This is a genomic window from Dactylosporangium sp. NPDC000521 (assembly GCF_042898305.1).
Lineage (GTDB): Bacteria > Actinomycetota > Actinomycetes > Mycobacteriales > Micromonosporaceae > Dactylosporangium.
This window is the reverse complement of sequence record NZ_JBIAYW010000002.1, coordinates 698,562-724,373: the sequence shown is the minus strand read 5'-3', so window position 1 is coordinate 724,373 and position 25,812 is coordinate 698,562. Positions and strand designations below refer to the sequence as shown.

Here is a 25,812-nt window from a genome sequence, read left to right as displayed (position 1 = left end):
GCAGAACCCAGCCCCAGGACCCGCGCGTGGAAGGAACGCTGGGCAACAGCGCCCGGAACGGTCAGAAGTCGACCGGAGCCGCCTCGGGACCGCCGGCGGCGTCCGTGGCCTGGCCGACGCCCACGCCCAGCTTCTCCTTGATCTTCTTCTCGATCTCGGCGGCGACGTCGGGGTTCTCCCGCAGGAACTTGCGGGAGTTCTCCTTGCCCTGACCGAGCTGGTCGCCGTCGTAGGTGTACCAGGCGCCGGCCTTGCGGATGATCGTCTGCTCGACGCCCACGTCGATGAGGGAGCCCTCGCGGGAGATGCCCTTGCCGTACATGATGTCGAACTCGGCCTGCTTGAACGGCGAGGCCACCTTGTTCTTGACGACCTTGACGCGGGTCCGGTTGCCGACGACGTCGGTGCCGTCCTTGAGGCTCTCGATGCGCCGCACGTCGAGGCGGACCGACGAGTAGAACTTCAGCGCGCGGCCACCCGTGGTGGTCTCCGGGCTGCCGAACATGACGCCGATCTTCTCGCGGAGCTGGTTGATGAAGATCGCCGTGGTGCCGGCCGTGTTGAGGGCACCGGTGATCTTCCGCAGGGCCTGGCTCATGAGGCGGGCCTGCAGACCGACGTGGCTGTCGCCCATCTCGCCCTCGATCTCGGCGCGGGGCACGAGGGCCGCGACGGAGTCGATGACGATGATGTCGAGCGCGCCGGAGCGGACCAGCATGTCGACGATCTCGAGGGCCTGCTCACCGGTGTCCGGCTGGGAGACGAGCAGCGCGTCGGTGTCGACGCCGAGGGCCTTGGCGTAGTCGGGGTCGAGGGCGTGCTCGGCGTCGATGAACGCCGCGATGCCGCCCTGGGCCTGCGCATTGGCGATCGCGTGGAGCGCGACGGTCGTCTTACCGCTGGACTCAGGCCCGAAGACCTCGATGACCCGGCCGCGGGGCAGCCCGCCGATGCCGAGCGCCACGTCGAGGGCGATGGATCCGGTCGGGATCACGGACATCGGCGCGATGACCCGCTCACCGAGCCGCATGACCGAGCCCTTGCCGAACTGCTTGTCGATCTGCGAGAGGGCGAGCCCGAGCGCCTTCTCCCGGTCAGGTTGTACTGCCATGTCCGTCACCCCTGAGTTCGCGGTCTTCGTCGGCGTTCGTTTATTCACGCTGACAAGGTAAGCGCCGGGTATGACAAAAAATCGGCGCCGACGCCTGAGGAGAGTACCCGTACATCTGTTCGATCAACGAGCCGACACGCTAAAAAGTCACCTTAACCTGCTAGGAACACGCTCCGGGTACGCGGCGACTACGGCGCGCCACACCACGGCGGTCTCCTCACCACGTGCGAGGGCTTCCTTGATCGTCCTGCCGCCGAGCTGGGTCAGCACCTGGTCGTTGGCGATGCTGCCGGCGTACGCCGCGCCGAACGTCTCTTCCAACCGCTGCCAGAAATCTGTCAGTCGCACGCGGCCAAGACTAAGACCTTCGCAGCGCCAGTGCGGCCAGCGGCACCACGGCGATCCCCGCCAGGACCGACAGCGTGGCGAACCCGAACAGGTCGACCACGATCCCCGCGAGCGCGCCCGCGCTGGCCGCCGACACGCCCATGATGACGTCGGACAGGCCCTGCACGCCGGCGCGCTCCACGACGGGCACGGACTCCGACAGCAGCGTGGATCCGGCCACCATCGTGCAGCCCCAACCCACTCCGAGCAGGCCCATCCCGGTCGCCAGCCGGACCGTGTCGTTGCCGGCCGTGCCGCTCAGCGCGCACGCCGACGCCAGGAGCACCACGCCCGTCAGGATCACCGGGCGGCGGCCGAACCGGTCGGCGGCCCATCCGATGACCGGCGACAGCGCGTACATGCCGGTGATGTGGATGCTGATCACCAGCCCGACGATGCGCAGCAGGTCACCGTGCGCGTGCACGTACCCACCGATGTGCACCGGGGTCATCGACATCACGCCGACCATCACCACGTGCCCGACCGCGACGGCGGAGACGCCGAGCCGCGCTCCGGCACCGGCCCGGATCGCCGCGAACGCCGACGACCAGGAAGACGACTTATCCGATGAATCCGACAAGGCCAGCGAACGCGCCGTCAGCAGCGGATCGGGCCGCAGCAGCACGAACAGCGCGACAGCGCCGAGCAGGAACGCCAGCGCACTGAACAGGTACGGCCCCGCGTACTCGGGCGCACCCCACGGCATCGTCACCCGGTCCGCGAACGGTGCGAGATTCGGGCCGATCACCGCACCCAGCGTCGTCGCCCACACGACCAGCGACAGGTGCCGCGCCCGGCGGTCACTGTCGGCGAGGTCGACCGCCGCGTACCGTGACTGCAGGTTGGCCGCCGAGGCCCCGCCGAACAGGAACGTGCCCACGAACAGCAGCGGCACGAGCCGCCACGCCACCGCGGCCACCACCAGGAGCGAGCCGAGCACGCCCACGCCGTACGCGAACACCAGGCCGGGCCGCCGCCCGCCGGTGCGCATCAGCCGCGTCGCCGGGATCGCGACCAGCGCCGCTCCGATGACCGCGGCGCTGCCGGAGAACCCCGCGGCGCTCGGCCCGGCCATGTCGGCGGCGAGCAGCGCACCGATCGACACCCCGCTGGCGACGCCGAGCCCGCCGATCACTTGCGTGGACACGAGCAGGCCCAGCGTGCGCCGCTGCAGAACGGCAGGTGCGTCGATCACGCCGCCATCCTCGCGTAGGCACCGCGACCCGCACCACTCCTTACCGGAGCCGAGGCGGAGGGCTACTCGTACGCCGCCAGCAGCGCCGCCAGCGCGGACACCGCGTCGACCGCGTCGTCGCCTGTGGCGGACACCACCACCGAGGAGCCCGCGCGGGCGTTCAGCCCCATCACACCGAGCACGCTCCGGGCGCTGACCCGCCGCTCGCCCGCGGTGATCTCGACGGTACTGGTGAACCCCGCCGCCGCCCGGACCAGCGCGCCGGCGGGGCGTGCGTGCAGGTCCGCCGGCAACACCACCGTCGCCTCAGAGCTTGCGGACATCGCGGGCCTCCGTCGCCGCCCGGATGCATTCCGCGAGGTCGGCGCCGGCGCCGGCCAGTACCGCTGAAGCCACCGCCCCTTCGACGAACGGGGCGTCCACCAGGGTGGCCGTGTTGGCGACCCGGTCCTCGAGCACGGTCTGCGCGGTGAGGACGGCGCTGCCCAGGTCGGTCAGGACCAGCACGCCGGCGCCCCGGTCGGCCCGGTCGATCGCGACCAGGATCCGGTCGTAGCTCGTGCCGAGCCCGCCGTCGTCAGTGCCACCCGCCGCCTCGATCGGCACCTCCTCCCCCGCAACCTGGACGAGCATGTCCCGCAGTCCGTGCGCGAGCCGTTCGCTGTGCGAAACCAGCACGATTCCCACCATGTGTGCCACGAGGGCAATGCTATGCAGCGGCCGTACCGCCAAAATGGCAGGCATGAAGAAGTTCATCAACGATCCGGACGACGTGGTCCGGGAGGCGCTCGCCGGGATGGCCGCCGCGCACCCTGAGCTGCGCGTGGACCTCGACGAGCAGATCATCGTCCGGGCCGACGCGCCCCGGCCCGGCAAGGTCGGCCTCGTCTCGGGCGGCGGCTCCGGCCACGAGCCGCTGCACGGAGGGTTCGTCGGGCTCGGGATGCTCGACGCCGCCTGCCCCGGCGAGATCTTCACCTCCCCCGTCCCCGATCAGATCCTGGCCGCCACCAGGGCCGTCGACGGCGGTGCGGGGGTCCTGCACATCGTCAAGAACTACACCGGCGACGTCATGAACTTCGAGATGGCCGCGGAGGACTCCGAGATCCCGATCGAGAGCGTCCTCGTCGACGACGACGTCGCGGTCGACGGCTCCACCTGGACCGCGGGCCGCCGCGGTACGGGTGCCACCCTGCTGGTCGAGAAGGTCGCCGGCGCCCTCGCGGAACAGGGCGCGTCACTCGCCGAGGTCGCCGCCGTGGCGCGGGACGTCAACGAGCGGTCGGCCTCCTTCGCGATCGCCCTCACCGCCGGCACGACCCCGGCCGCCGGCAAGCCCGGGTTCGACCTGCCGGAGGACGAGATCGAGGTCGGCGTCGGCATCCACGGCGAGCCCGGCCGCGCCCGTGAGAAGCTGCGACCTGCCCGCGACCTCGCCGCCCGCATCGTCGAGCCGATCCTCACCGCCAAGCCGCTCGCGCCCGGAAGCGAGGTGATCGTGCTGGTCAACGGGCTGGGCGGGACGCCGCTGCTGGAGCTGTACCTGATGTTCGACGAGGTCGCCCGGCTGCTCGCCGACGCCGGTGTGCAGGTGGCCCGCAGTCTCGTCGGCAACTACGTGACCAGCCTGGACATGGCCGGGATGTCACTCACCGTGTGCCGCGCCGACGAGCGGATCCTGCAGCTCTGGGACGCGCCCGTCCGCACCCCCGGCCTGCGGTGGGGTGCCTGACATGGATGCGTTTTCCGGCTCTGGTACGCCGTCCGCCCTGGACGCCGCGCTGGCCCGCGCGTGGGTCGCCGCCATCGCTGCCGCCGTGACCACGCGTGCCGCCGAGCTGACCGATCTCGACGCCGCGATCGGCGACGGTGACCATGGGGTCAACCTGCGCCGCGGGTTCGACGCGGCGGTCGCCGCCCTGGCCGGCTTCGAGGCCGACACGGCCGGCGCGGTCCTGACGAAGACCGGCACGACCCTGGTGTCGAAGGTCGGCGGCGCGTCCGGGCCGCTGTACGGCAGCCTCTTCCGCGCACTGGGCAAGGCCCTGGCCGACGATCCCGCCGCTTTGGGTGCCGGCCTGCAGGCGGGCCTGGACGCGGTCGTGCGGCTCGGCAAGGCCTCCCCCGGCGACAAGACCATGGTCGACGCGCTCACCCCGGCCGTCGACGCGTATGTCGCCGCGGCCCCGTCCGGTCTCGCGGCCGCTGCCGCCGCGGCGGCCACGGCGGCAGCGGACGGTGCGGCCGCGACGACGCCGCTGCAGGCCCGCAAGGGCAGGGCGTCCTACCTCGGCGAACGCAGCGTCGGCCACCAGGACCCGGGCGCCACGTCCACCGCGCTGATCTTCGCCGCGCTCGCCGACGTGACCTAGACCCCGAGGCTGCGCCCGATGATCTCCTTCATGATCTCGGTCGTGCCGCCGTAGATCGTCTGGACGCGGCTGTTCAGCCAGGCCTTCGCGACCGGGTACTCCATCATGAAGCCGTATCCGCCGTGCAGCTGGACGCAGCGGTCCGCCACCTTGTTCTGCAGCTCCGTGGTCCACCACTTCGCCTTGGCCGCGTCGGCGACCGTGAGCCGCCCCGCGTTCTGCTCGGCGATGCACTGGTTCAGGAACGTCCTGGCGATCGTCACCTCCGTGTCGAGCTCGGCGAGCACGAACCGGTTGTGCTGGAACGACCCGATCGGCTTGCCGAACGCCTGCCGTGTCTTCGCGTAGTCGAGCGTGATCGCCAGCACCTGCTCGGCCGACGCCACGGCGGCGACGGCGATGCCGAGCCGCTCCCGCGGCAGGTTCGCCATCAGGTGGTAGAAGCCCGAGTTCTCCTGCCCGAGCAGGTGATCGGCGGGGATGCGGCAGTTGTCGAAGAACAGCTCGGCGGTGTCGTTGGCCTTGAGGCCCACCTTCTCCAGGCGGCGCCCCCGGGTGAACCCGGGCGTCCCGGACTCGACCACGAACAGGCTGATGCCGTGCGCCCCGAGCGAGGGATCGGTCTTCGCCACCACGATGACGAGGTCCGCCAGCTCACCGTTCGTGATGAACGTCTTCTGCCCGTTGAGGACCCACTCGTCCCCGTCCCGCACCGCCGACGTGCGCACCCCGGCGAGGTCGCTCCCGGCGCCCGGCTCGCTCATCGCGATGGCGGTCACGATGTCCCCGGAGCAGAACCCGGGCAGCCACCGCTTCTGCTGCTCCTCCGTCGCCAGGTCCGTCAGGTACGGCGCCACCACGTCGTTGTGCAGCCCGAACCCGAGCCCGGACGCCCCCGCCGCGACGATCTCCTCGACGAGCACGGCGTTGAAGCGGAAGTCCTTCTGCCCGCCGCCGCCATGCTTCTCGTCGACGTCCATGCCGAGCAACCCGGCCGCGCCCGCCTTGCGCCAGATCTCCCGGTCGACGATGCCGGCCTTGTCCCACTCGTCGTTGTGCGGCACCGCCTCGCGGGCCAGGAACGCCTTGCACAGTTCCCGGAAGGCTTCGTGCTCGGCTTCGTACAGGTGCTGTTCCATGACGTGCAGTGTTCTCCGTGAGACGCGGTCTCGACCACCCCCACCGCACCTTGCCCCGGGCGGGCGGGAGTCAGAGGCCGAGCATGCCGTACAGGTGGTCAGGTAAGGGTTCGGCGCCGGCGGGAGCGGTGGTGGTCAGGGTTGTGCCGAAGTCGGAGTAGGTGGCGGTGACGGGGTTGCCGGGGATCTCGACCTTCATCGCGACGAGGCGGTCGTGGTCGTCGACCGTCGCCTCGAACGGGATCCTGGTGGCCACCTCGCCCAGCTGCATCACCTGCGGGATGTTGACGGGGCCCCAGGTCGTCACGCGGGTCATGTCCACCGTGCCGTTGTAGGAGCGGCCTTCGCGGCGTACGTCGTGCGCGGCGGCGATCAGGGCCTGGACGCCGGTCGGGTCCTTGACGGCGCTGAGGCCGAGCGAGCCGGGCCGCGTGATGCGGGCGGGGTCGACGCGGAACCAGGTGGCGCCGTCGAAGCCCGGCAGGGGCAGGCCGGTGAGCCGGGTGTACGCGGTGCCGCGCACGGCCACGGTGTCGATCTTCAGGGTGGCGCCGTCGGAGGTGACGCTGACCGTGGCGTCAAGCAGGTCCGCGATGGGGTCGATGCCGCCGGTGTAGCTGCCCTCCTTGGCCACCACCTTGAACCTGTAGCCGCCGTTGATCAGCGCGCCGAGGCTCTTCGCCAGCTCGCTCTGTGAGGGCGCGACCGACGGCCCGGCGGCAGCCGGCTTCGGCGGCTCGCTCTTGCCGAACGAGCACCCGGACAGCACAACCGCCGCGACCAGTCCGAGCGCCGCCGCCAGCACGGCCGTCGACCGGCGGGGCCGCGCGGCGACCGGCGGCTCCACCGCCCGCACCGGCCGCGCGACGACCGACCCGGCAACCACCCGGCCCACCGGCCTCGCGACGACCGACCCGGCAACCACCCTGCCGATCGGCCGCTGCGCCAACCCGGCAACCAGCGGAACCACCGACCACGCAGACCGCGCGACGACAGTCCTGGCGACCGTCCGACGCGGCACCCCGGCAACCAGCGGCACCACCGACCGCACAGACCGCGCGACGACAGTCCGGGCGACCGTCCGACCCGGCGGCCCGGCAACCGGTGAAACCACCGGCGGGGCAGGCGGCGCAGCGATTGGCCGCGTGCCCGCCCGGTCCGGCACGGTCGGCCGCCCCGGCGAGAGCGCCCGGCCCAGCGCGGGCCGTCGAAGTGGCTGGTGTCGTGGCATGGGGGTCAGCCGTTGAGCAGGCCGTAGACGGCGGCGGGGGCGGCGACGACATCGGCGGCCTTGGGCGCGGCGACGGTGACCGGCTGGCCGTGGCCGGTGTAGTCGACAGTCAAGGCCTGCTCGGCGACCGTGCCATAGGCCGGGACCGTGATCTTCAAGGAGACCAGGTGCTTGCCGTCGAGGGTGGCCGTGAACGGGGCGGACTTGGCCTTGTCGCCGAGGGCCTGCAGCACCGCGGCGTCGTCGATGCCGAGGTCGCCGCCGCCGCTGAGGTCATAGGTGCCGGTGATGGTGGTCGGGTCGGTCTGCGTGGCGGTGGCGACGCGGGACACGAGGCCCTGGCTGACGGTCGGGTCCTTCGCCTCGATCAGCCCGATGATCGCGTCCTTCTTGACCTTCGACCGATCCAGCTTGTACCACTTCTTGGCGTTGATGCCGGTGGTCGGGATGCTGGTCTTGAAGTAGTAGTCGGTGCCGAGGTCGATGCCCTCGATCGTGTACTTGACGCCGCCGGCGGCGACCCCGTCGACCTTCACCTGCTGCTTGCCGGCGGGGTCGATCGAGCCCGTGAACGTGCCTTCGGGAATCTTCATCGTGTAGCTGTACGTGCCCGCGTTGAGGTCCTTGACGGCCGCGGCGAGCGTGTCCTTCGCGGACGGTGCCTGCGACGCGCTGGCGCCGGAGCCCTTCGAGGCGCTGCTGGTCGCCTTGTCGTCGCCCCCGCAGGCGGTCACCAGTGCCAGTGCGACCGTCGCGACGGCGATGCCGAACGTCCTGAACGTGCTACTGCGCATGCCATTCCCTTCTTGATGACGCACCCTGAGAAACGCTGCTCCCTGCCCAACAGCGCGCGGACGACTTCGGGTGCGTCGGTGGCTGCGGAACCCCGCGACCACCCACGGAGACTAACCGCCGGGTCCGACAATTCCGCCCCGCGGGTCACGCCTGCAGCCGGGAGGTGCCGGCCAGACGGCGCAGCACCGCGGCGGCCACCCGTCCGGCGTCACGGGGGTCGAGACAGGCCGTCGTGATGCGAATACCAGGGGGCGTGAGCAGCCGATACATGGATCCTGGCGCCACGGCGATGCCGTCCTCGCGCAGCCCCGCCACCATCGACGTCTCGTCCGGCACGGGGAGCCAGACATTGATGCCGCTGACGCCATGGGCCGGCAGATCGCCGAGCGCGGCGCGCATCGCCTCCCGGCGGGTCGCGTAGATGTCGCGGGCACGGTCGACCGCCGCGGTGGCGGCCGGGTCCTTCCACAGCTCGACGACCAGGCGTTGCAGGACGGTGGAGACCCAGCCCGTGCCGAGTCGCATGCGCCCTTCGATCCTTGCGATGGTCACCTCGTCGCCGACGACCGCCGCGACGCGCAGATCCGGCCCGTACGGCTTGGACAGCGACCGGACGTAGGCCCACGCACCGGTCGAGCCGGCCAGCGGGTGCGCCCTGTCGTGCGCGAGCTCCGCCGCGTGGTCGTCCTCCAGGACCAGGAGCTGCCGGTACGTGCTGAGCTGACGCCGCAACGCAGCGGACCGCCGCCCGGAGATCACCGCTCCGGTGGGATTCTGGGCGCGGGACGTCACGACCAGCCCGGCCACCCCCGCGCTCAGCGCCGCCCGCAGTCCCTCCTCGGTGGGCCCCTCGTCGTCGACGGGCACGGGCACGGGCGTGTAGCCGAGCGCCGCGACCAGGTCCAGCAGGTTCGCCCAGCCCGGGTCCTCGACCGCGATCTTGTCGCCGGGGCGCAGGTGCGCGACGAGGGCGCGCTCGATCGCGTCGAGCGCACCGCCCGTGACGGTGAGGCGTCCGGACGGGATGCCGTCGGCGGCGAACCGCTCGCCGGCCAGGTCGAGCAGCTCAGGCAGCGGGCCTCCCCCCGAGTAGCCGACCACGGGCATGGTCTCGGCCAATCGGATCAGGTGCGGCGCGTACACCGGCAGCAGCGCGCGATCGGGCGCGCCGCTGGCCAGGTCGAGGGTGCCGGCGGGCACCGCCAACCCGTGCTGGCCGCGCCTGGCCACGGGTGGGCGCGGCCGGACCCGCGTGCCGCCGCGGCCCGCCGTCTCGACCAGGCCCCGCTCGCGTAACGACCGATAGGCGGCCGCGACGGTGGCGGGACTCACACCCAGATCTGCCGCGAGCGCGCGGACGGACGGCAACGCCGTGCCCGGGTCGAGCCCGCCGGTGCGGATGCCGCTCTCGACGCTGGCCGAAATCTGGGCTGCCGTCGCACCCGTCGGCTGATACTGTACTGCCACAGTTTCAAGATTGTACTAGAACAAACGAGGTCATGGTGGAAACGTACCAGCGAACGCCGAGAACGACGCCGAGACGGTTGGCGGAGCGCGCGTCGTACGACGCCGATCTGGTGCACTCGGTTCTCGATGAGGGATACGTCTGCCACGTCGGATTCGTCGTCGACGGCGAGCCGCGGGTCCTGCCGAACCTGCACGCGCGCATCGGCGACACGGTCTACCTGCACGGCTCGACCGGGAGCAGCGCGACGCTCGCGGCCCGCCCCGGCGGCCTGCCGATCTGCGTGACGGTGACGCTGATCGACGGGCTGGTCCTCGCGCGTTCGCAGTTCCACCACAGTGCCAACTACCGCTCCGTGGTCGCGCACGGCGCCGCGCGGCTGGTCACCGACCCCGCCGAGCGCGACCGGGCGTTCGCGGCGCTGGTCGACAAGATCATGCCCGGCCGCACCGCCGACAGCCGCCCGCCGAATGCGAAGGAGCTGGCCAAGACGGCCGTGCTGGCCCTGACGCTGCAGGAGGTCTCGGCGAAGGTCCGCACCGGCGGCGTCGGCGACGAGGAGGAAGACCTGCTCTTGCCGCATTGGGCGGGAGTTGTACCGCTCAAGCTCGTCGCCGGGCGGCCCGAGCCGGCGCCGGGCGTGCTCGTGCCGCTGCCCGGCTATCTCCGGCCTTCCGAGGCCGGCTGGCTGGGCGCGCCGACGCTGCGGGGGCGGCACGTCGTGCTGGAGCCGCTCGACCACGTGCACACGGAGGGCCTGTTCGCCGCGCTCGACAATGCCGAGGTCTGGACGCATCTCACCGTCGCCCGCCCCGCCACGGCCGCCGAGATGGCCGCGATCGTGGACGTGGCGATCAAGGATCCGACGCGGATTCCCTTCGTACAGCGGGATCCGTCGACAGGAGAGATCCTCGGCAGCACCTCCTACTACGCGATCGACGAGGCGCGCCGCTCGATCGCGATCGGGCACACGATGCTCGGCCGCCCGCACTGGCGCACGGCGATCAACACCGAGTCGAAGCTGCTGCTCATGGCGCACGCGTTCGAAACGTTGGGCGCGATCCGGCTCGAATGGCACACCGACATCCGCAACGAGCGCTCGCAGCAGGCGATCGTGCGGCTCGGCGCCGAGCGCGAGGGTGTGCTGCGCGCGCACCGGCAGCGTCCCGACGGCAGCTGGCGCGACACGGCCTGCTTCGCGATGCTCGCCGACGAGTGGCCTGCGGCGCGGGAGCGGCTGACGGCGGCGCTGCAAGCGGGCGGGCGCTGATGCTCGGCGTGACCAACCCCTGGACGTATGTGCTGGGCACGGCCGCAATCGTGCTCCTGCCCGGCCCCAACTCGCTGTACGTGCTGTCGGTCGCCGCCCGTCGCGGCGTGCGGGACGGGTATCGGGGCGCGGCCGGGGTCTGGCTCGGCGACGCGCTGCTCATGGTCCTGTCCGCCGGTGGCGTCGCCTCGTTGCTGCACACCTATCCCTGGCTGTTTCTCCTGGTGAAGTACGCGGGTGCGGGCTACCTGGCCTATCTCGGCATCCGCCTGGTGGTCGACACCGTCCGGCGGTTACGGGCACCCGCTTCGGCGCCGCGGCCCGAGCCGCCGGCCGACCGCCCGTTCCGGCGCGCGCTGGTGATCAGCCTGCTCAACCCGAAGGCGATCCTGTTCTTCGTGTCGTTCTTCATCCAGTTCGTGGACCCCGACTACGCCCATCCGGCGGTGAGCTTCCTGCTGCTCGGGATCGTCGCCGAGGTCCTGAGCGCGATCTACCTGACCGTGCTCATCTTCGCCGGCCGGTATCTGGCCGAGCAGTTCCGCTCCCGGCGGAAGCTCGCCGCCGGGTTGAGCACCACGGTCGGCGGCCTGTTCCTGGCGTTCAGCATCAAGCTGGCGACGGCCAGCATCTCCTAGCCTCGCGACTGGGCGGGTAACGCATGGGAGGGTCCCCCACTGGTGATGGGGGACCCTCTTCGCTGCCCGGCCAGGCAAGTCATCAGTGCTCGACTATCAGGTCGGCGCGACCGAGGTCGCGGAGCAGGTCGTTGACGACGCGGTCGTCGTCACCCTGACGGCGGCGGTCGGCCGGGGCCCGGCCGCCGGTCAGCAGCGCCAGCCTGGCACCGCCGCCGGCCCGGGCCGGGCCGTCGCCGGCGCCGCGGTAGACGAAGTAGTGCACGGCGGCGCGGACGCGGGCCCGGTCGACCGCGCTCGACCTGGCGGTGTCGGCGATCAGGCGGCGCAGGGCCTCGGCCATCCGCTCGGCGTGCCCGACCTCCGCGGTGCCGCGTCCGGCGCGCAGGGCGGCCAGGTAGGCGTCGAGCTGGCGCAGCAGCACTTCCGATTCCTGGCGGATCGCCCGCTGGACGATCGTGCGCTGTCCTGCCACCGGCTGCTCCTGTGTTCTGGGGATTGGTACATCCTAGCCAAACTCCCCCTTTCGTACAAATCGGACTAATCCTATCGGCGGTGTCGGCCGGTCGGGGGAAAGTGTCATACCCCGGGGGCAGGATGGAGGCATGGATGAGCTGGGTCGGTTCGGTGCGGCGACGCGGGAGTGGTTCGGTGCGGCGTTCGCGGCGCCCACCGCCGCGCAGGCCGGCGCGTGGCAGGCGATCAGTGCCGGCCGGCACGCCCTCGTGGTCGCGCCGACCGGCTCCGGCAAGACCCTGGCCGCGTTCCTGTGGTCCCTGGATCAGCTGGCCGCTCGACCAGACGTGGAAGCGGCGAAGCGCTGCCGGGTGCTGTATGTCAGCCCGCTGAAGGCCCTGGCGGTCGACGTCGAGCGCAACCTGCGGGCCCCCCTCGCGGGCATCAGGCAGGCGGCGGCGCGACTCGGGCAGGAGCCGCCCGACATCAGGGTCGGCATGCGCACCGGCGACACCCCGGCCGACGAGCGGCGGGCGTTCACCAAGACCCCGCCCGACATCCTGATCACCACGCCCGAGTCGCTCTTCCTGCTGCTCACCTCGCAGGCCAGGGAGTCGCTGCGCAGCGTCGAGACGGTGATCGTCGACGAGGTCCACGCGGTCTGCGCGACGAAACGCGGCGCGCACCTGGCGCTGTCGCTGGAGCGGCTCGACGCCCTGCTGGAGCGGCCCGCACAGCGGATCGGCCTGTCAGCGACCGTCCGCCCGATCGAGGAGACCGGCAGGTTCCTCGGCGGGTCCGCGCCCGTCGAGGTCGTGCAGCCGCCCAGCGCCAAGACCATCCAGGTCGAGGTGCAGGTGCCAGTCGAGGACATGACCGCCCTCGGCGAGACCGACCCCTCGCAGGACGACGACGGGGCGCCCAGGCAGGCGTCGATCTGGCCCGCCGTAGAAGAACGGGTCCTCGACCTGATCGAGGGCCACCGCTCCACGATCGTGTTCACCAACTCGCGACGTGGCGCGGAGCGCCTCTGCGCCAGGATCAACGAGCTGTCCGCGGCCCGTGCCGGTGTCCCCGCACCCACCCCGCCACGGACGCCGGCGGAGATGATGGCGCAGGCCGGCACCGCCAACGGTGCGGCGCCCGTCGTGGCGCGCGCCCACCACGGCAGCGTCTCCCGCGAGGAGCGCAAGCACATCGAGGAAGCGCTCAAGTCCGGCCAGCTGCCGGCCGTCGTCGCCACCTCCAGCCTGGAGCTCGGCATCGACATGGGCTCCGTCGACCTGGTCGTGCAGATCGAGGCGCCGCCGAGCGTCGCCGCCGGCCTGCAGCGGGTCGGACGCGCCGGGCACCAGGTCGGCGCCGTGTCCCGCGGTGTGGTGTTCCCGAAGCACCGCGGCGACCTCGTCTCGTGCGCCGTCGTCGCCGAGCGGATGGTCGAGGGCGGCATCGAGGAGCTGCGCTATCCGCGCAACCCGCTGGACGTGCTCGCCCAGCAGATCATCGCGATGGTCGCCATGGAGCCGTGGCACGTCGACGAGCTGGCGGCCCTGGTGCGCCGCACCGCCGTGTTCGCCGACCTGCCCGAGTCGGCGCTGTCCGCGGTGCTGGACATGCTCGCCGGCCGCTATCCGTCGACCGCGTTCGCCGAGCTGCGCCCCCGCATCGTGTGGGACCGCACCGACGGGGTGCTCACCGCCCGCCCCGGCGCCCAGCGCCTCGCGGTCACCAGCGGCGGCACCATCCCCGACCGCGGGCTCTTCGGCGTGTTCCTGGCCGGCGCGGAGAAGGCCGCCCGCGTCGGCGAGCTCGACGAGGAGATGGTCTACGAGTCCCGCGTCGGCGACGTGTTCCTGCTCGGCTCGACCTCGTGGCGCATCGAGGACATCACTCCCGACCGGGTGCTGGTCTCCCCCGCGCCGGGCGCCGCCGCGAAGATGCCGTTCTGGAAGGGGGACTCTCCTGGCCGCCCCGTCGAGCTCGGCCGCGCGATCGGCGCCCGGCTGCGCGGCTTCGTCAAGGCCGGCGACGAGGCCGCCCACAAGCAGCTGCGCAGCGGCGGGCTCGACGAGTGGGCCGCCGACAACCTCCTGGCCTACCTGCGCGAGCAGCGCGAAGCGACGCGTCACCTGCCCGACGACCGCACCGTGCTGGTCGAGCGGTTCCGCGACGAGCTCGGTGACTGGCGGATGACCGTCCACTGTGTCCTCGGCGCCCGGGTCAACGCGCCGTGGGCCCTGGCGATCGCCCGCCGGCTCAACGAGCGCTATGGCGTCGACGCGCAGGTCATGCCCAGCGACGACGGCATCGTGGTCCGCCTGCCCGACGTCGCCGACGAGCCGCCCGGCGCCGACCTGGTCGCGTTCGACCCCGACGAGATCGCCGGCATCGTCGAGGAGACCGTCGGCACGTCGGCGATGTTCGCCGCCCGGTTCCGCGAGTGCGCGGCCCGCGCCCTGCTCCTGCCCCGCCGCGACCCGCGCCGCCGCCAGCCGCTGTGGCAGCAGCGGCAGCGCTCCGCCCAGCTGCTCGACGTCGCCCGCGACTATGCCGACTTCCCGATCACCCTCGAGGCCGCGCGCGAGTGCCTGCAGGACGTGTTCGACGTCGCCGGGCTCGTCGGCGTCATGCGCGACATCGCCGGCCGCAAGCTGCGCCTCGTCGAGGTGGAGACGCCGCGGCCGTCACCGTTCGCCCGGTCGCTGCTCTTCGGCTATGTCGGCGCCTTCCTGTATGAGGGTGACGCGCCGCTCGCCGAGCGCCGGGCCGCCGCGCTCGCCCTCGACCCGACGCTGCTCGCCGAGCTCCTCGGCCGGGTCGAGCTGCGCGAGCTCCTCGACCCCGAGGTCGTCTCCGCAACCGAGCGCACCCTGCAGTGGCTCGGTGACCAGCGGACCCCGCGCGACGCCGAGGACGTCGCCGAGATGCTCCGCGTCCTGGGCGACCTGTCCGACGCCGAGCTCACCGCCCGCGGTGCCGACCCCGCGTGGGCGGCGGAGCTGGGCGAGCGGCGCCGCGCCATCCAGGTCCGCGTCGCCGGGGAGCCCCGCTGGGTCGCGGTCGAGGACGCGGCCCGGTTCCGCGACGCCCTCGGCGTGGCGCTGCCCGTCGGCCTGCCCACCGCCCACCTGGAGCCGGTCGCGGACCCGCTCGGTGACCTCGTCACCCGCTATGGCCGCACACACGCGCCGTTCAGCGCGGCGACCTGCGCGGCCCGCTTCGGGCTCGGCGTCTTCGTCGTCGAACAGGCGCTGCGCCGGCTGCCGGCGATGGTCTCCGGCGAGTTCACGCCCGGCGGCGCGGGCACCGAGTGGTGTGACGCGGAGATCCTGCGGCTGCTGCGCCGCCGGTCCCTGGCCGCGCTGCGCCGCGAGATCGAGCCCGTGCCGCCCCGCGCGCTGGCCCGCTTCCTGCCGCAGTGGCACCAGGTCGGCTCGTCCCGGGCCAGGGGCATCGACGCCGTCGCCGCCGCGGTCGAGCAGCTCCAGGGCATCGCCATGCCGGCATCCGCCCTGGAGCGGCTGATCCTGCCCGCCCGCGTCGCCGACTACACGCCCGCCTACCTCGACGAGCTGTGCGCGTCCGGCGACCTGCTCTGGTCCGGGGGTGGCGCCATCGGCGAGCACGACGGGTGGATCAGTCTCGCGTTCGCCGACACCGCGTCGCTGCTCCTCCCGCCGCCCACCGACGTCGGCGGCCCCGTCCACGCCGCGATCCTCACCGCGCTCGCGGGTGGGCAGGCCCTGTTCCTGCGGACGCTGGCGGAGCGGGTCAACGAGATCCTTGCCTCCGCTCCGCCACCTGCGACTCCGCATTCCGCGGTGGGCGCGGAGCCGTCGTCTGCGCCTGGGTCGCCGTCCAGGGGCGGCGCGAGCTCGTCGTCCGCGGCCGGATCCTCCGCGAGTGAAGGCAGGTCGCGTCCGGGCGGGAAGGGCGTCAGGTCATCGGCGTCCGGTGGCGAGTCGATGCCCTGGCCGGTGTCCGGCGGGGACTCCGTCGCGTTGCCGGCATCCGACGGCGATTCCGTCGCGTTGCCGGCATCCGACGGCGATTCCGTCGCGTTGCCGGCATCCGACGGCGATTCCGGGGCATTGCCGGCATCCGGCGGCGAGGCTGGGGTGTTGCGGGCGTCGGGTGACGGGTCCGTGGTCTCATCGGCGCCCGGTGAGCCGGTGGCTTTGCCTGCGCCTGACGACGGATCCGGGGTCTTGCCTGCGACGGGCGACGAGGCCGCCGCGCGGGGGCATGGGGGTGCGGGCCGTTCCGCCGGTGACGCGGAGGCTGAAGCGGCCGTGCCGCCACCGGTTCCCGTCGCCCGGCTGCGGCGGACGAAGGCGGCACCTGGCTCGATCAGCGAGACGCTGCGCGGCGTCGAAGCGTCGCTCCACGCAGGCTCGGCGGGCGCACGCGACGCCGGCGCTCCGGGTCGGGACTCGGACGGTTGGGGTGCGCCGGGGTTCGTCAGCGAGGCGGAGGTCCTCGACGCTGTCTGGGATCTGGTGTGGGCCGGGCAGCTGTCCAATGACACGCTCGGTCCGCTGCGGGCGAAGCTCGGTGGCGGCGGAGCGCACAAGGCGAAGCCGGCCGCACCTCGGTCGCGGTACCGGCGCGCGGGCATCGCGGCGGCGCGGGCATCGCTCGCCAGCGGGCGGTCCGGTCCGCCGACCGGGGCCGGGCGGTGGCACCGGCTGCCCGACCGGGACCTCGACCCGACCCGCCGGGCGACCGCCAACGCCGAGCTGCTCCTGGACCGGCACGGGGTCGTCACCCGCGGGGCGGTGATGGCCGAGGACCTGCCGGGGGCGTTCGCCGGCGTGTACCCGGTCCTCGCGGCGATGGAGGAGCGGGGCGCCGCCCGGCGTGGCTACTTCGTCGAAGGCCTGGGCGCGGCGCAGTTCGCGCTGCCGGGGGCCGTCGACCGGTTGCGGGGCGGCACCGACACCCGCGACGCGTTGGTCCTCGCCGCGACCGATCCAGCCAACCCGTATGGTGCCGCGCTGCCCTGGCCCGAGCGGGTCATCGACGCCGGTGACGGTGAGCGCTCCGGGCACCGGCCGGGGCGCAAGGCGGGCGCGCTCGTCGTCACGGTCGGCGGTGACCTCGTCATCTATGTGGAGCGCGGAGGGCGGACGCTGCTGTCGTACGTCGAGGACACCGAACTGCTCGCGCTCGCCGCGAAGGCCCTCGCCGATGCCGTCCACGGCGGTGCGCTCGGCGCGATGTCGGTCGAGCGCGCCGACGGGGAGTCCATTCACACGTCGGCCCTCGGCGACGCGCTGTCGGCGGCCGGGTTCCGGACCACCCCGAAGGGACTGCGCCTGCGGAACTGATCCCCATCCCGGTCAAGCGCTCCGCCCACTGACCCATACCCCGGTCAAGCGCTCCGCCCACTGATCCACACCCAGGTCAAGCGCTCTGCCCACTGATCCACATCCCGGTCAAGCGCTCCTCCCGGGGGAGCCGGACCGCCCAGCCGACCCGAACGCTTCACCCGCGGAGACGGACCGCACACCCGACCAGACGCTCCGCCTGCGGAGCCGGCGACCGGCACGCGACCATCGTGTGACCACGGAAGGAGACAGCGCGATGAGCGAACTCGCGGGCGAGCGACGGGTCTCGCTGTTCGAGCACGCCGGTGGCGCCCCGGCGTTCCAGGCGCTGGCGGCGGCGCTGCATGAGCGGTGTCTTGCGGATCCGGTGCTCAACCATCCGTTCGGGCATCCGGGGCAGCACCCTGAGCATGTGCAGCGGCTCGGGACGTACCTGGCCGAGGTGTTCGGCGGTCCGCCCGCGTACTCGCAGACGTGCGGCACCCACTTCGGCATGCTCGACCTGCACGCGCGGTCGGGTGCCGACGACGACCTCGGGGAGCGGTTCGTGCGCTGCTTCGTGCTCGCGTGCGACGACGCCGGCCTGCCCGCGGAGCCGGAGTTCCGGGCGGCGTTGCGTGAGTACATGACCTGGGCGGCGGCGGACGTCATGCGGTACTCGCAGCCGGGCTCCCAGGTGCCCGCCGGCGTCACGATGCCGCACTGGACCTGGGACGGACCGCGGTGAGCCGGCCCGGCGGTAAAGGTCAGACCGGCTCGGCGCGGTGCTCCAACTGGATGATCTCGTCGCCGTCGAGGAGGTGGGCGGTGCGGCCGGTCGGGGCGTAGCCGGCGGCGGCGTAGAGGCGTTGGGCGCGTTCGTTGGATCGGCGGGTCCACAGCGTCGTGCGCGTGTAGCCGAGGGCATGGACCGCGCGGAGGAGGTGCTGTCCGTAGCCGTTCGACCAGTGGGAGGGGTGGACGAAGACCATCGACACGTGACCGTACCCGGGGATCGGTGCACCCGCGCCGTCGTCGGCACGCCCCGGCTCGACCAGCGCCATGCCGACCACCGTTCCAGCCTCGGCAGGCGCTGCCCCGGGTCCGCTCGTCGCTGTGCCGGCCGAAGCCACCGGGGACCTGCCCTGTCCGGCCGTCGAACCAGCGGGTGCCGACGCGGCACCGGTGAGCGCGCCGGCCGGAGCCGCAGGTCCCGTCGCGGGAAGCACAGCGCCGGCCGTCGAACCAGCGAGCGCGCCCGCCGGAGCCGCAGGTCCCGTCGCGGGACACACAGCACCGGCCGTCGAACCAGCGAGCGCGCCCGCCGGAGCCGCAGGTCCCGCCGCGGAACGCACAGCGCCGGCCGTCGAACCAGCGAGCGCGCCCACCGGAGCCGCAGGTCCCGCCGCGGGACACACAGCACCGGCCGTCGAACCAGCGAGCGCGCCCACCGGAGCCGCAGGTCCCGTCGGGGAACGCACAGCGCCGGCCGTCGAACCAGCGAGCGCGCCCGCCGGAGCCGCAGGTCCCGTCGGGGAACAGGCAAGACCGGTCGTCTCGGCGAGTGGCGGTGTGGGGCCGGTGGGTGCCGGCCAGGACGGAGCTGGAACAGCCGCCGGACCGGTTGGCGCGGCTGCGGAGACGGCAGGCGCCGGTGCGGGGACGGCGGACGGGGTAGTGGGGGTGAGCGGGGGCAAGACGGCGATCAGGACCTGGGCGTCCGGGGCGGCCAGCTTCGCGCGGATGCGGGCGAGGCGTTGCGGGGTCGGAGGGAGGCCGCGGGCGACGTTCGCCGCGTGCCAGACGTCGGCGGCGGCGGGCAGGTCGGCGGGGCGGGCAGGGCGGACGGTGGTCACCCGGGCCATTGAAGCACCTGGCGGGTCAGAGGGGTCAGTTGCTGGCAGAGGGTGGGGTGGGGCCAGGTGACGTCGCGGAGCTCGTCTGTGTAGGAGCTCCAGTAGTGGCCGCTGCCGTCGTGGTCGAAGTAGGCGTGGGACTCGTACGCGACGCGGTGCAGCGGGTCGCGGATCCAGGCTCGCGGGTGCATGAGGCCCCACGACGGCGGCCCCATCGGCATGTAGCCGCTGATGAGCAGGGCGCGACGGTCGTCGATGGCGCGGATGGCGTCGACGGTCTGCTGGGCGGCGCGTTCCCAGATCAGGGCGCCGGCGCGGCCGTCGGCGGCGAGGCGGGTGGGTTCGTTGAGGAGGCCCAGGCCGATGACGGCGGGGTTGTCGGCGGCCGGGGCCATGCGGCGCCAGAAGTCGGCCAGCGCGGTGGTCGGCAGGTCGGGGGCGCCGAGGCGCAGCAGGGTCTGCTGGTGGCGGCCGCCGCCGAGGGCGAAGTCGCCATACCCGTGCAGGTCCAGCACGACGAGGAGACCGGCGGCGCGGGCGTGGTCCAGCGCGGATCGGACCCGCGCGACCTCCGTGGAGGACAAGGGTCCGAAGGGGACAGGCTGGAGGCGTTCCCAGTTGACGGCGAGACGGACGAGGCGGACGCCGCGGGAGGCGAGGAACTCGTAGCTGGAGGGCGTCTCGTACGTGTAGTCGGCGCCGTACCGGCCGGGGTTGGCACCGCCGAAGCCGCCGTTGACCTCGGAGGTGGCGAAGGAGCCGGCGGCCAGGTTCACGCCGCGGAGGTAGCCGGCGGCGGTGCCGTGGCGCTCGACGATGTGGGCCTGCGGGCCGACGACGTCGACGTCCATGCCCTGCGCGACCGGGCGGTAGACGGCCATCGGGTAGTTGGCGGGCCAGGTGCCGGCCGCCCAGGCGGTGACGGGCAGGCCGACGGCGTCGGCGGCGGTGTACCAGGCCTCGGCGACCTCGGACCACTGCGCCGCGTCGCGGTCGGCGGGCCAGCCGATCTCCCCGATGAACCCGGTCGCGTTGTTGCGGCGCAGCCAGGCGGAGAAGTTGGCCAGCCCGGCGACGGCCCTGGCCTGGACGATGTCCGTGGTGCACACCGTCCGCAGGGCACGCGGCCACGCCACCGGCACCACCAGCGTCACGAGCAGCAGGAGCAGCACCATCGCCAGCGCCGGAGCTTTGCGAGCCACGGCACGGCACTGCCCGACGGCCCGCCGGTCACACCCCCGAAGCAGTCCGAAGCAGTCCGAAGCAGCCCGGTGCGGCCCGAAGGCAGGGGCTAGGCCTTCCTGGCCACGCCTCCGTAGACCGAGACCTGGGTGTCGGTGATGTCGGGCGAGACCTCGGCGTCGGGGCGCCACTTCGTGACGAGGGGCAGGCCGGGGTCGACGAGCTCCAGGCCGGTGAAGAACCGGGCGATGTCGGCGTGCGGGCGGACCTGCATCGTCACGCCCTGGCGGGCGTAGATGGCGGCGACGTGCTCCCAGGCGACGGGGTCGAAGTCGCCGGTGAGGTGCGACAGCGCGAGGTAGCTGCCGGACGGCAGGGCGTCGACCAGCTCCTGCACGATCCGGTACGGCTCGTCAGCGTCGCCCACGAAGTGCAGGATCGCGATCAGCAACAGGCCCACCGGCTGGTCGAAGTCGATGACCTCGCGCAGCTGCGGCGAGTCGAGGATCCGCCGGGTGTCGCGCAGGTCGGCGTCGATGTACTCGGTGCGCCCCTCGGGCTTGCTGGTCAGCAGCGCGCGGGCATGGGCGAGGACGATCGGGTCGTTGTCGACGTAGACGATCCGCGAGTCGGGCGCGATCGCCTGGGCGACCTCGTGCACGTTGGGTGACGTCGGGATGCCGGTGCCGATGTCGAGGAACTGCCGGATGCCCGCCTCGCGGGCCAGGTACTCGACCGTGCGGCGCAGGAACGCCCGGTTCTCGCGCGGGGGGATGCGGCTGTTGGGGTTGGCCCGCAGGCCGGCCTCGGCGGCGCCCCGGTCGGCGGGGAAGTTGTCCTTGCCGCCCAACAGAAAGTCGTACACCCGGGCCGGGTGTGGCCGGTCCGTCTGCAGGTCGACCGGCTCGCGGGTCTCGTCGGGCTTGGGCTTCATCCAGTCGGCGCCTGACATGTCCCACTCTCCGCTATATGCGATGCCGTTGTGATCGATCGAACGCCTGGATCATATGCCGAGGCATCACCCTCCGTCACTACCGAACACATCGGGCAACGAGCTCGTCACGCGTCGTGCAGGACGGTCACGCGGTCGCCGGCCCGGACGCCGAGCAGCGTGGCGGCGCTGCCGCCGTTGACCGCGACGGCCAGGTAGCCGGCGGAGTCGGTGAACACGACGAGCCCGCCGGCGGGCGCGTCGCCGAAGGTGCCGCCGGCGGTCGCAGGGTGCCCGTTGACCGTGAGACGACCGCTGAACGTGACGCCGGAGGAGCAGGCCAGCTGCAGGTTGCCGAAGCGGTCAACCGTCAGCACCGGGGCGGCCACGCCGGACGGCAGCCGATCGAGCTCCAGAGGCGGCAGTCGTACAAGAGCCGCAGTCGCACTTCCCGCGGACGACAGGTCGGCGCCCGTGGCGAGGCGGGCGGCCACCGGGGCGAACAGGTCGCGGCCGTGGAAGGTGCGCGACACGTCCGGCGCGAACCATGCCGCGTTGGTGAGGTGGACGGCGCGACGGATGCCGCCGAGAGCCTCCGCTGCCGGGATCAGCAGGCCGTTGTCCGGCCCGACGAGGAACCCGCCGTCCGCGGCCTCGATCGCGATCGGCCGGCGGGCGGTGCCGACCCCGGGATCGACGACGGCGAGGTGTACGCCACGCGGCAGCGACGGCACGGTCTGTGCCAGCACGTGTGCCCCTCGGCTGACGTCGCCGGGCGGCACGAGGTGCGTCACGTCGATGACCCGCGCGGCGGGCGCCAGGTGGGCGATCACCCCGTGGCAGGCGGCGACGAAGCCGTCCTCGAGGCCGTAGTCGGTGGTGAACGAGATCCAGGACTCCATCAGGATAGTGTCGGACGCATGCGGCTCTGCGTGTTCATCGAACCCCAGCTCGGCGCCACGTACGAGGACCAGCTCGCCTTCGCGCGGCATGCCGAGCGGCTCGGCTTCGAGGGCTTCTTCCGCTCGGACCATTACATGGCGACCGGCGGCGGGGCACCCGGCCCTACCGACTCGTGGGTGACGCTCGGCGCGCTCGCCCGCGAGACGTCCACGATCCGCCTCGGCACGCTGGTGTCCTCGGCGACGTTCCGGCTGCCGGGGCCGCTCGCGGTGGCGGTGGCGCAGGTCGACGCGATGAGCGGTGGCCGGGTCGAGCTGGGGCTCGGCACCGGATGGTTCGAGCGGGAGCACCTGGCATACGGGGTCCCGTTCCCCCCGGTCGGCGAACGGTTCGACCGGCTGGAGGAGCAGCTGGAGATCGTGACCGGGCTGTGGGCGACGCCGGACGGCGCCACGTTCAGCTACCAGGGCCGCCACTACGACCTCACCGACTCGCCCGCGCTGCCGAAGCCCGCGCAGCGACCCGGCCCGCCGATCATCGTGGGCGGCAAGGGGCTCAAGCGAACCCCTCGGCTGGCGGCACGGTTCGCCGACGAGTTCAACGTGCCGTTCTCGAGCCTGGCGGAGACCACCGCGTCCTACGACCGGGTCGTCGCCGCGATCGAGGCCGAGGGGCGCGACGGACGGGCGCCGATCGTGTTCTCGTTCGCGCAGACGATCGTGTGCGGTGCGACCGAGGCGGAGGTCCGGCGTCGGGCGGAGGCGGTCGGGCTCGACCCGAAGGGGCCGACGGCGTCGGGCGGGCAGCTCTACGGCACGCCGTCGCGGGTGGCGGAGCAGCTGGCCGACTTCGTGAAGGCCGGCGCGTCCCGGGCGTTCCTGCAGGTGCTCGACCTGCACGACCTGGAGCACCTCGACCTGCTCGCCACGGAAGTGGCGCCGCTGCTCCCATAAGCTAGGACCGTGCCCGAAGGCGACACCGTCTGGAACACCGCCCGCGTGCTCGCCGACGCCCTGGAGGGTCACGAGCTGACCCGCAGCGACTTCCGGGTGCCGAAGCTCGCGACCACGGACCTGGCCGGCTGGCGGGTGCGGGAGTCCGCCAGCTACGGCAAGCACCTGCTGCTCCGCCTGACCCGCGAGCCGGACCGCGCCTACACGCTGCACTCGCATCTGCGGATGGACGGGGCCTGGCGCACGTACCGGCCGGGCGAGCGCTGGACCGGCCGACCGGCACACCTGATCCGGGTCGCGTTGCACACGGCGCAGGCCGTCGCCGTCGGCTTCCACCTGCACGAGCTGGCGCTGGTGCCGACCAGGGACGAGCGCCAGCTGATCGGGCACCTCGGGCCGGATCTGATGGGTGACGGCTGGGATCCGGCGGAGGCGGTCGCGCGGCTCGCCGCCCGGCCCGACCGGCACATCGCCGACGCCCTGCTCGACCAGCGCAATCTCGCCGGCATCGGCAACCTGTACAAGGCGGAGGTCCTGTTCCTCAGGGGTGTCAACCCGTGGACCGAGGTCGGCGCGGTGCCGGACCTGCCCGCCATGGTGGACCTGGCGCACCGGCTGCTGAACTCCAACCGGGGCCGCTGGACGCAGACGACGACCGGCTCGCTGCGCCGCGGCGAGACCAACTGGGTGTTCGAGCGCGCCGGCAGGGACTGCCGTCGATGCGGTGCCCGAATCGAGCGCTGGACCGGCGGCGATCACGACCGGATCACGTACTGGTGCCCGCGCTGCCAGCCGGTTGTCCCCGCGCCACCTGGCCCGTAGGCTGCGAACTCGCTGACCAGGCGAGGGAGTGCTGGGCGTGCACGGAGTTCACCGGCTGGGTCCCACGGACCGGACGCTGCTGTGGGGCACGGCTGCGCTGATCGTGTTCACGCTGGGCGCCATCACGGTCGCGCGTTCGAACGGCGGCCCGGTCGTGGGCGCCGACGACAGCCAACTCTGCTACAACTCCGCGGGCGTCGGGGCAGCCTGCCTGCCGCCGGCTCCCACCGGTTTCGATGATGCCGCGGTACCGTCCGCGCCGGCACCGTCACCCGTCGTCACGGCTCCTTCAGAGGTGGCACCACCGGCAGTGCCACCGGTGGTGCCATCGGTGGTGCCGTCGCCCACCCTCGTGCCGCCGCCCTCTTCGAAACCGCCCTCATCGTCGAAGCCGCCCGCGTCCACCACCGCCTCGCGGTCACCTGCGGCGAAACCGGTCGTCCCGGCCTGGGCCGCGGGCGTCGCCTACCAGGTCGGGGCGCGGGTGTCGTACCAGGGCGGCGTCTACGCCTGCAGGCAGGCACACACGTCACAGTCGGACTGGTCACCGCCCGTCACGCCCGCGCTCTGGAGTCGGGTGTCGTGAGGTTTACGCCCGCGCACTGATCGTTGCGGGCACGCGGTAGGGTCTTGGGCGTGACGCTGGGTGTGGTGTTGTACCGGTGCAGCACCGGCTGAGCCGGCGAGGGCTGTTCGCCGGATCGGCGGCCGCGCTCGTGGCTTCCACGCTCGGCGCCTGCGACAGCACCCCGCTCGCCTCCGCGACCCCGTCCCCGACCCTGCGGCCGCCCGACGGCACGCCGCTGGCCGTCTGGGAGCTGACCGGTGGCCTGGCCGGCACGGCGATGCTCGCCCTGCGCCCGCCCCGGCTCGTCGTCTTCGGCGACGGCGACGCGATCGCGGACGCCGCGTACCGGTCCCGCCTCGACCCGGACGAGCTGCAGAGCCTCGCCTCGGGCCTGCTCGCCGACCTGGGCTCCAGCGACGCGCAGAAGCCGCGGTCCGCGCCGCCGACGATCCTCAACGCGCCCGTGACGAGGGTGAGCACGTGGTCACCGTCGGGCCCGCTCGGGTTCACCGCCGAGGGGTTCGACGAGCTGAAGACCGACCACGTCTATGCCGACGTCCTCTACAACGCCCGCGACCGCCTCGCCGCCGTGCACAAGTCGGTGTCCGCGACGGCCCAGCCGTACCTGGCGGACCGGGTGCGCCTGGTCGCGATGCCCGTCGACGGCGAGCCCCCCACCGTGAACCCCTGGCCGGCCGACGTGAAGCTGCCAGCCCCCGACGCCGGCGGCCTCCGCAAGGCGGACCTGTCCGGCGAGGCCGCCCGGGCCGTGGTCCGCACCCTGACCCGCGACCTGGACCAGCGCGGCGCCTGGCCCGCGTACACGTCGACCTCCGGCGACACGGTCAGAGCCAGCTGGCGCTACCTGCTCCCCAACGAGTAGCCACCCTGCATGATCGAAAAACGGAATCGGCTGCCACAGCGACCGGATTCGCCATTCGATCTGTGAACCCCCGCCCGCAGCGGCGCGGCCCGGCGCGGAACCCGGCGCTCGGAGCAGCGCGGAACCCCAGCACGCGGGAAGCACGCAGCGGCGCGGAACCCCCACACGCGGAGCACGCCACGCGGAGCCGCGCGGAACCCCCACACGCGGAGCACGCCACGCGGAGCCGCGCGGAACCCCCACACGCGGAACACGCCACGCGGAGCCGCGCGGAACCCCCACACGCGGAACACGCCACGCGGAGCCGCGCGGAACCCCCACACGCGGAACACGCCACGCGGAGCCG

At 72.9% G+C, this 25,812-nt stretch carries 24 protein-coding genes; 10 read left to right on the top strand and 14 right to left on the bottom strand.

Annotation, left to right across the window (positions count from 1 at the left end):
• Positions 1-61: 61 nt before the first annotated feature.
• The 5 genes from recA to dhaM form a co-directional block, all read right to left on the bottom strand.
• A complete protein-coding gene (gene recA, locus ACFY3L_RS09055; protein WP_389320480.1) occupies positions 62-1,111 on the bottom strand; it encodes a recombinase RecA in 1,050 nt (349 codons plus the stop codon).
• Positions 1,112-1,258: 147 nt separating this feature from the next.
• A complete protein-coding gene (locus ACFY3L_RS09050) occupies positions 1,259-1,459 on the bottom strand; it encodes a DUF3046 domain-containing protein (RefSeq protein ID WP_389320477.1) in 201 nt (66 codons plus the stop codon).
• Positions 1,460-1,469: 10 nt separating this feature from the next.
• Positions 1,470-2,690: an MFS transporter gene (locus ACFY3L_RS09045; protein WP_389321143.1), complete on the bottom strand. Its 1,221-nt coding sequence runs from the start codon at positions 2,688-2,690 to the stop codon at positions 1,470-1,472.
• A gap of 65 nt (positions 2,691-2,755) precedes the next feature.
• Entirely contained in the window at positions 2,756-3,016 is a 261-nt protein-coding gene (locus ACFY3L_RS09040) for an HPr family phosphocarrier protein (RefSeq protein ID WP_389320474.1), read from the bottom strand.
• On the bottom strand, positions 3,000-3,449 hold the full coding sequence (dhaM, locus tag ACFY3L_RS09035) for a dihydroxyacetone kinase phosphoryl donor subunit DhaM (RefSeq protein WP_389320471.1): 450 nt from the start codon (positions 3,447-3,449) through the stop codon (positions 3,000-3,002). The genes ACFY3L_RS09040 and dhaM overlap by 17 nt, the downstream gene beginning before the upstream one ends.
• On the opposite strand from dhaM, the gene dhaK reads away from it, so the two are divergent.
• Both dhaK and dhaL read left to right on the top strand, forming a co-directional pair.
• Positions 3,436-4,425 carry a dihydroxyacetone kinase subunit DhaK gene (dhaK, locus tag ACFY3L_RS09030; RefSeq protein ID WP_389320468.1) on the top strand — a complete coding sequence of 330 codons (990 nt, stop codon included), beginning with the start codon at positions 3,436-3,438 and terminating at the stop codon, positions 4,423-4,425. The genes dhaM and dhaK overlap by 14 nt on opposite strands.
• 1 nt (position 4,426) lies before the next feature.
• On the top strand, positions 4,427-5,065 hold the full coding sequence (gene dhaL / locus ACFY3L_RS09025; RefSeq protein WP_389320465.1) for a dihydroxyacetone kinase subunit DhaL: 639 nt from the start codon (positions 4,427-4,429) through the stop codon (positions 5,063-5,065).
• On the opposite strand, the gene ACFY3L_RS09020 is transcribed toward dhaL, so the two are convergent.
• The 4 genes from ACFY3L_RS09020 to ACFY3L_RS09005 form a co-directional block, all read right to left on the bottom strand.
• Positions 5,062-6,204, bottom strand: coding sequence for an acyl-CoA dehydrogenase family protein (locus ACFY3L_RS09020; RefSeq protein ID WP_389320462.1), 1,143 nt, complete (start codon positions 6,202-6,204; stop codon positions 5,062-5,064). The genes dhaL and ACFY3L_RS09020 overlap by 4 nt on opposite strands.
• A gap of 70 nt (positions 6,205-6,274) precedes the next feature.
• Entirely contained in the window at positions 6,275-7,090 is an 816-nt protein-coding gene (locus tag ACFY3L_RS09015) for a hypothetical protein (protein WP_389320459.1), read from the bottom strand.
• Positions 7,091-7,440: 350 nt separating this feature from the next.
• Complete coding sequence (locus ACFY3L_RS09010; protein WP_389320456.1) at positions 7,441-8,229, bottom strand: hypothetical protein; 789 nt, start codon at positions 8,227-8,229, stop codon at positions 7,441-7,443.
• Positions 8,230-8,374: 145 nt separating this feature from the next.
• Positions 8,375-9,697, bottom strand: a complete 1,323-nt coding sequence (locus tag ACFY3L_RS09005) for an aminotransferase class I/II-fold pyridoxal phosphate-dependent enzyme (protein ID WP_389320454.1) — start codon at positions 9,695-9,697, stop codon at positions 8,375-8,377.
• A gap of 32 nt (positions 9,698-9,729) precedes the next feature.
• On the opposite strand from ACFY3L_RS09005, the gene ACFY3L_RS09000 reads away from it, so the two are divergent.
• Positions 9,730-10,965 carry a bifunctional pyridoxamine 5'-phosphate oxidase family protein/GNAT family N-acetyltransferase gene (locus tag ACFY3L_RS09000; RefSeq protein WP_389320451.1) on the top strand — a complete coding sequence of 412 codons (1,236 nt, stop codon included), beginning with the start codon at positions 9,730-9,732 and terminating at the stop codon, positions 10,963-10,965.
• Positions 10,965-11,603, top strand: a complete 639-nt coding sequence (leuE, locus tag ACFY3L_RS08995) for a leucine efflux protein LeuE (protein ID WP_389320448.1) — start codon at positions 10,965-10,967, stop codon at positions 11,601-11,603. Before ACFY3L_RS09000 ends, leuE begins: the two co-directional genes overlap by 1 nt.
• A gap of 82 nt (positions 11,604-11,685) precedes the next feature.
• Here the strand turns inward: leuE and ACFY3L_RS08990 are convergent, their stop codons facing one another.
• Positions 11,686-12,078 (bottom strand): hypothetical protein, encoded by a 393-nt coding sequence (locus ACFY3L_RS08990; RefSeq protein ID WP_389320446.1) that lies wholly within the window; start codon positions 12,076-12,078, stop codon positions 11,686-11,688.
• A gap of 130 nt (positions 12,079-12,208) precedes the next feature.
• Here ACFY3L_RS08990 and ACFY3L_RS08985 point away from each other — a divergent pair, with 130 nt between their 5' ends.
• Together ACFY3L_RS08985 and ACFY3L_RS08980 are read left to right on the top strand one after the other, a co-directional pair.
• Positions 12,209-17,389, top strand: coding sequence for a DEAD/DEAH box helicase (locus ACFY3L_RS08985; protein WP_389320443.1), 5,181 nt, complete (start codon positions 12,209-12,211; stop codon positions 17,387-17,389).
• A gap of 256 nt (positions 17,390-17,645) precedes the next feature.
• Complete coding sequence (locus ACFY3L_RS08980) at positions 17,646-18,116, top strand: oxidoreductase (protein ID WP_389320440.1); 471 nt, start codon at positions 17,646-17,648, stop codon at positions 18,114-18,116.
• Positions 18,117-18,135: 19 nt separating this feature from the next.
• Here ACFY3L_RS08980 and ACFY3L_RS08975 read toward each other — a convergent pair whose 3' ends face one another.
• From ACFY3L_RS08975 to ACFY3L_RS08960, 4 genes are all read right to left on the bottom strand, one after another.
• Positions 18,136-19,233, bottom strand: coding sequence for a GNAT family N-acetyltransferase (locus ACFY3L_RS08975; protein WP_389320437.1), 1,098 nt, complete (start codon positions 19,231-19,233; stop codon positions 18,136-18,138).
• A complete protein-coding gene (locus tag ACFY3L_RS08970; protein ID WP_389320434.1) occupies positions 19,221-20,426 on the bottom strand; it encodes a glycoside hydrolase family 5 protein in 1,206 nt (401 codons plus the stop codon). The genes ACFY3L_RS08975 and ACFY3L_RS08970 overlap by 13 nt, the downstream gene beginning before the upstream one ends.
• Positions 20,427-20,515: 89 nt before the next feature.
• Positions 20,516-21,358, bottom strand: a complete 843-nt coding sequence (locus ACFY3L_RS08965; RefSeq protein ID WP_389320431.1) for an SAM-dependent methyltransferase — start codon at positions 21,356-21,358, stop codon at positions 20,516-20,518.
• Positions 21,359-21,465: 107 nt separating this feature from the next.
• Positions 21,466-22,239, bottom strand: coding sequence for an S-adenosyl-l-methionine hydroxide adenosyltransferase family protein (locus ACFY3L_RS08960; protein ID WP_389320428.1), 774 nt, complete (start codon positions 22,237-22,239; stop codon positions 21,466-21,468).
• Between the two features lie 18 nt (positions 22,240-22,257).
• Between ACFY3L_RS08960 and ACFY3L_RS08955 the strand changes: the two genes are divergently transcribed.
• The 4 genes from ACFY3L_RS08955 (at position 22,258) to ACFY3L_RS08940 (ending at position 25,466) form a co-directional block, all read left to right on the top strand.
• Complete coding sequence (locus tag ACFY3L_RS08955; RefSeq protein WP_389320425.1) at positions 22,258-23,193, top strand: LLM class F420-dependent oxidoreductase; 936 nt, start codon at positions 22,258-22,260, stop codon at positions 23,191-23,193.
• Between the two features lie 9 nt (positions 23,194-23,202).
• Positions 23,203-24,015, top strand: a complete 813-nt coding sequence (locus ACFY3L_RS08950) for a DNA-formamidopyrimidine glycosylase family protein (RefSeq protein ID WP_389320423.1) — start codon at positions 23,203-23,205, stop codon at positions 24,013-24,015.
• A 28-nt stretch (positions 24,016-24,043) separates the two neighbouring features.
• Positions 24,044-24,601 (top strand): carbohydrate-binding protein, encoded by a 558-nt coding sequence (locus ACFY3L_RS08945; protein ID WP_389320420.1) that lies wholly within the window; start codon positions 24,044-24,046, stop codon positions 24,599-24,601.
• 76 nt (positions 24,602-24,677) lie between these two features.
• Positions 24,678-25,466: a hypothetical protein gene (locus tag ACFY3L_RS08940; RefSeq protein WP_389320417.1), complete on the top strand. Its 789-nt coding sequence runs from the start codon at positions 24,678-24,680 to the stop codon at positions 25,464-25,466.
• Positions 25,467-25,812: the final 346 nt, after the last annotated feature.

What these genes read in the sequence shown, in the direction of transcription:
- ACFY3L_RS08975 (WP_389320437.1), bottom strand. Translation starts at nt 19,233, where the DNA reads ATGGCCCGGGTGACCACCGTCCGCCCTGCCCGCCCCGCCGACCTGCCC.
- ACFY3L_RS09010 (WP_389320456.1), bottom strand. Translation starts at nt 8,229, where the DNA reads ATGCGCAGTAGCACGTTCAGGACGTTCGGCATCGCCGTCGCGACGGTC.
- dhaK (WP_389320468.1), top strand. Translation starts at nt 3,436, where the DNA reads ATGAAGAAGTTCATCAACGATCCGGACGACGTGGTCCGGGAGGCGCTC.
- ACFY3L_RS08980 (WP_389320440.1), top strand. Translation starts at nt 17,646, where the DNA reads ATGAGCGAACTCGCGGGCGAGCGACGGGTCTCGCTGTTCGAGCACGCC.
- recA (WP_389320480.1), bottom strand. Translation starts at nt 1,111, where the DNA reads ATGGCAGTACAACCTGACCGGGAGAAGGCGCTCGGGCTCGCCCTCTCG.
- dhaL (WP_389320465.1), top strand. Translation starts at nt 4,427, where the DNA reads ATGGATGCGTTTTCCGGCTCTGGTACGCCGTCCGCCCTGGACGCCGCG.
- ACFY3L_RS08960 (WP_389320428.1), bottom strand. Translation starts at nt 22,239, where the DNA reads ATGGAGTCCTGGATCTCGTTCACCACCGACTACGGCCTCGAGGACGGC.
- dhaM (WP_389320471.1), bottom strand. Translation starts at nt 3,449, where the DNA reads ATGAACTTCTTCATGCCTGCCATTTTGGCGGTACGGCCGCTGCATAGC.
- ACFY3L_RS08955 (WP_389320425.1), top strand. Translation starts at nt 22,258, where the DNA reads ATGCGGCTCTGCGTGTTCATCGAACCCCAGCTCGGCGCCACGTACGAG.
- ACFY3L_RS09020 (WP_389320462.1), bottom strand. Translation starts at nt 6,204, where the DNA reads ATGGAACAGCACCTGTACGAAGCCGAGCACGAAGCCTTCCGGGAACTG.
- ACFY3L_RS09040 (WP_389320474.1), bottom strand. Translation starts at nt 3,016, where the DNA reads ATGTCCGCAAGCTCTGAGGCGACGGTGGTGTTGCCGGCGGACCTGCAC.
- ACFY3L_RS08985 (WP_389320443.1), top strand. Translation starts at nt 12,209, where the DNA reads ATGGATGAGCTGGGTCGGTTCGGTGCGGCGACGCGGGAGTGGTTCGGT.
- leuE (WP_389320448.1), top strand. Translation starts at nt 10,965, where the DNA reads ATGCTCGGCGTGACCAACCCCTGGACGTATGTGCTGGGCACGGCCGCA.
- ACFY3L_RS09000 (WP_389320451.1), top strand. Translation starts at nt 9,730, where the DNA reads ATGGTGGAAACGTACCAGCGAACGCCGAGAACGACGCCGAGACGGTTG.
- ACFY3L_RS08965 (WP_389320431.1), bottom strand. Translation starts at nt 21,358, where the DNA reads ATGTCAGGCGCCGACTGGATGAAGCCCAAGCCCGACGAGACCCGCGAG.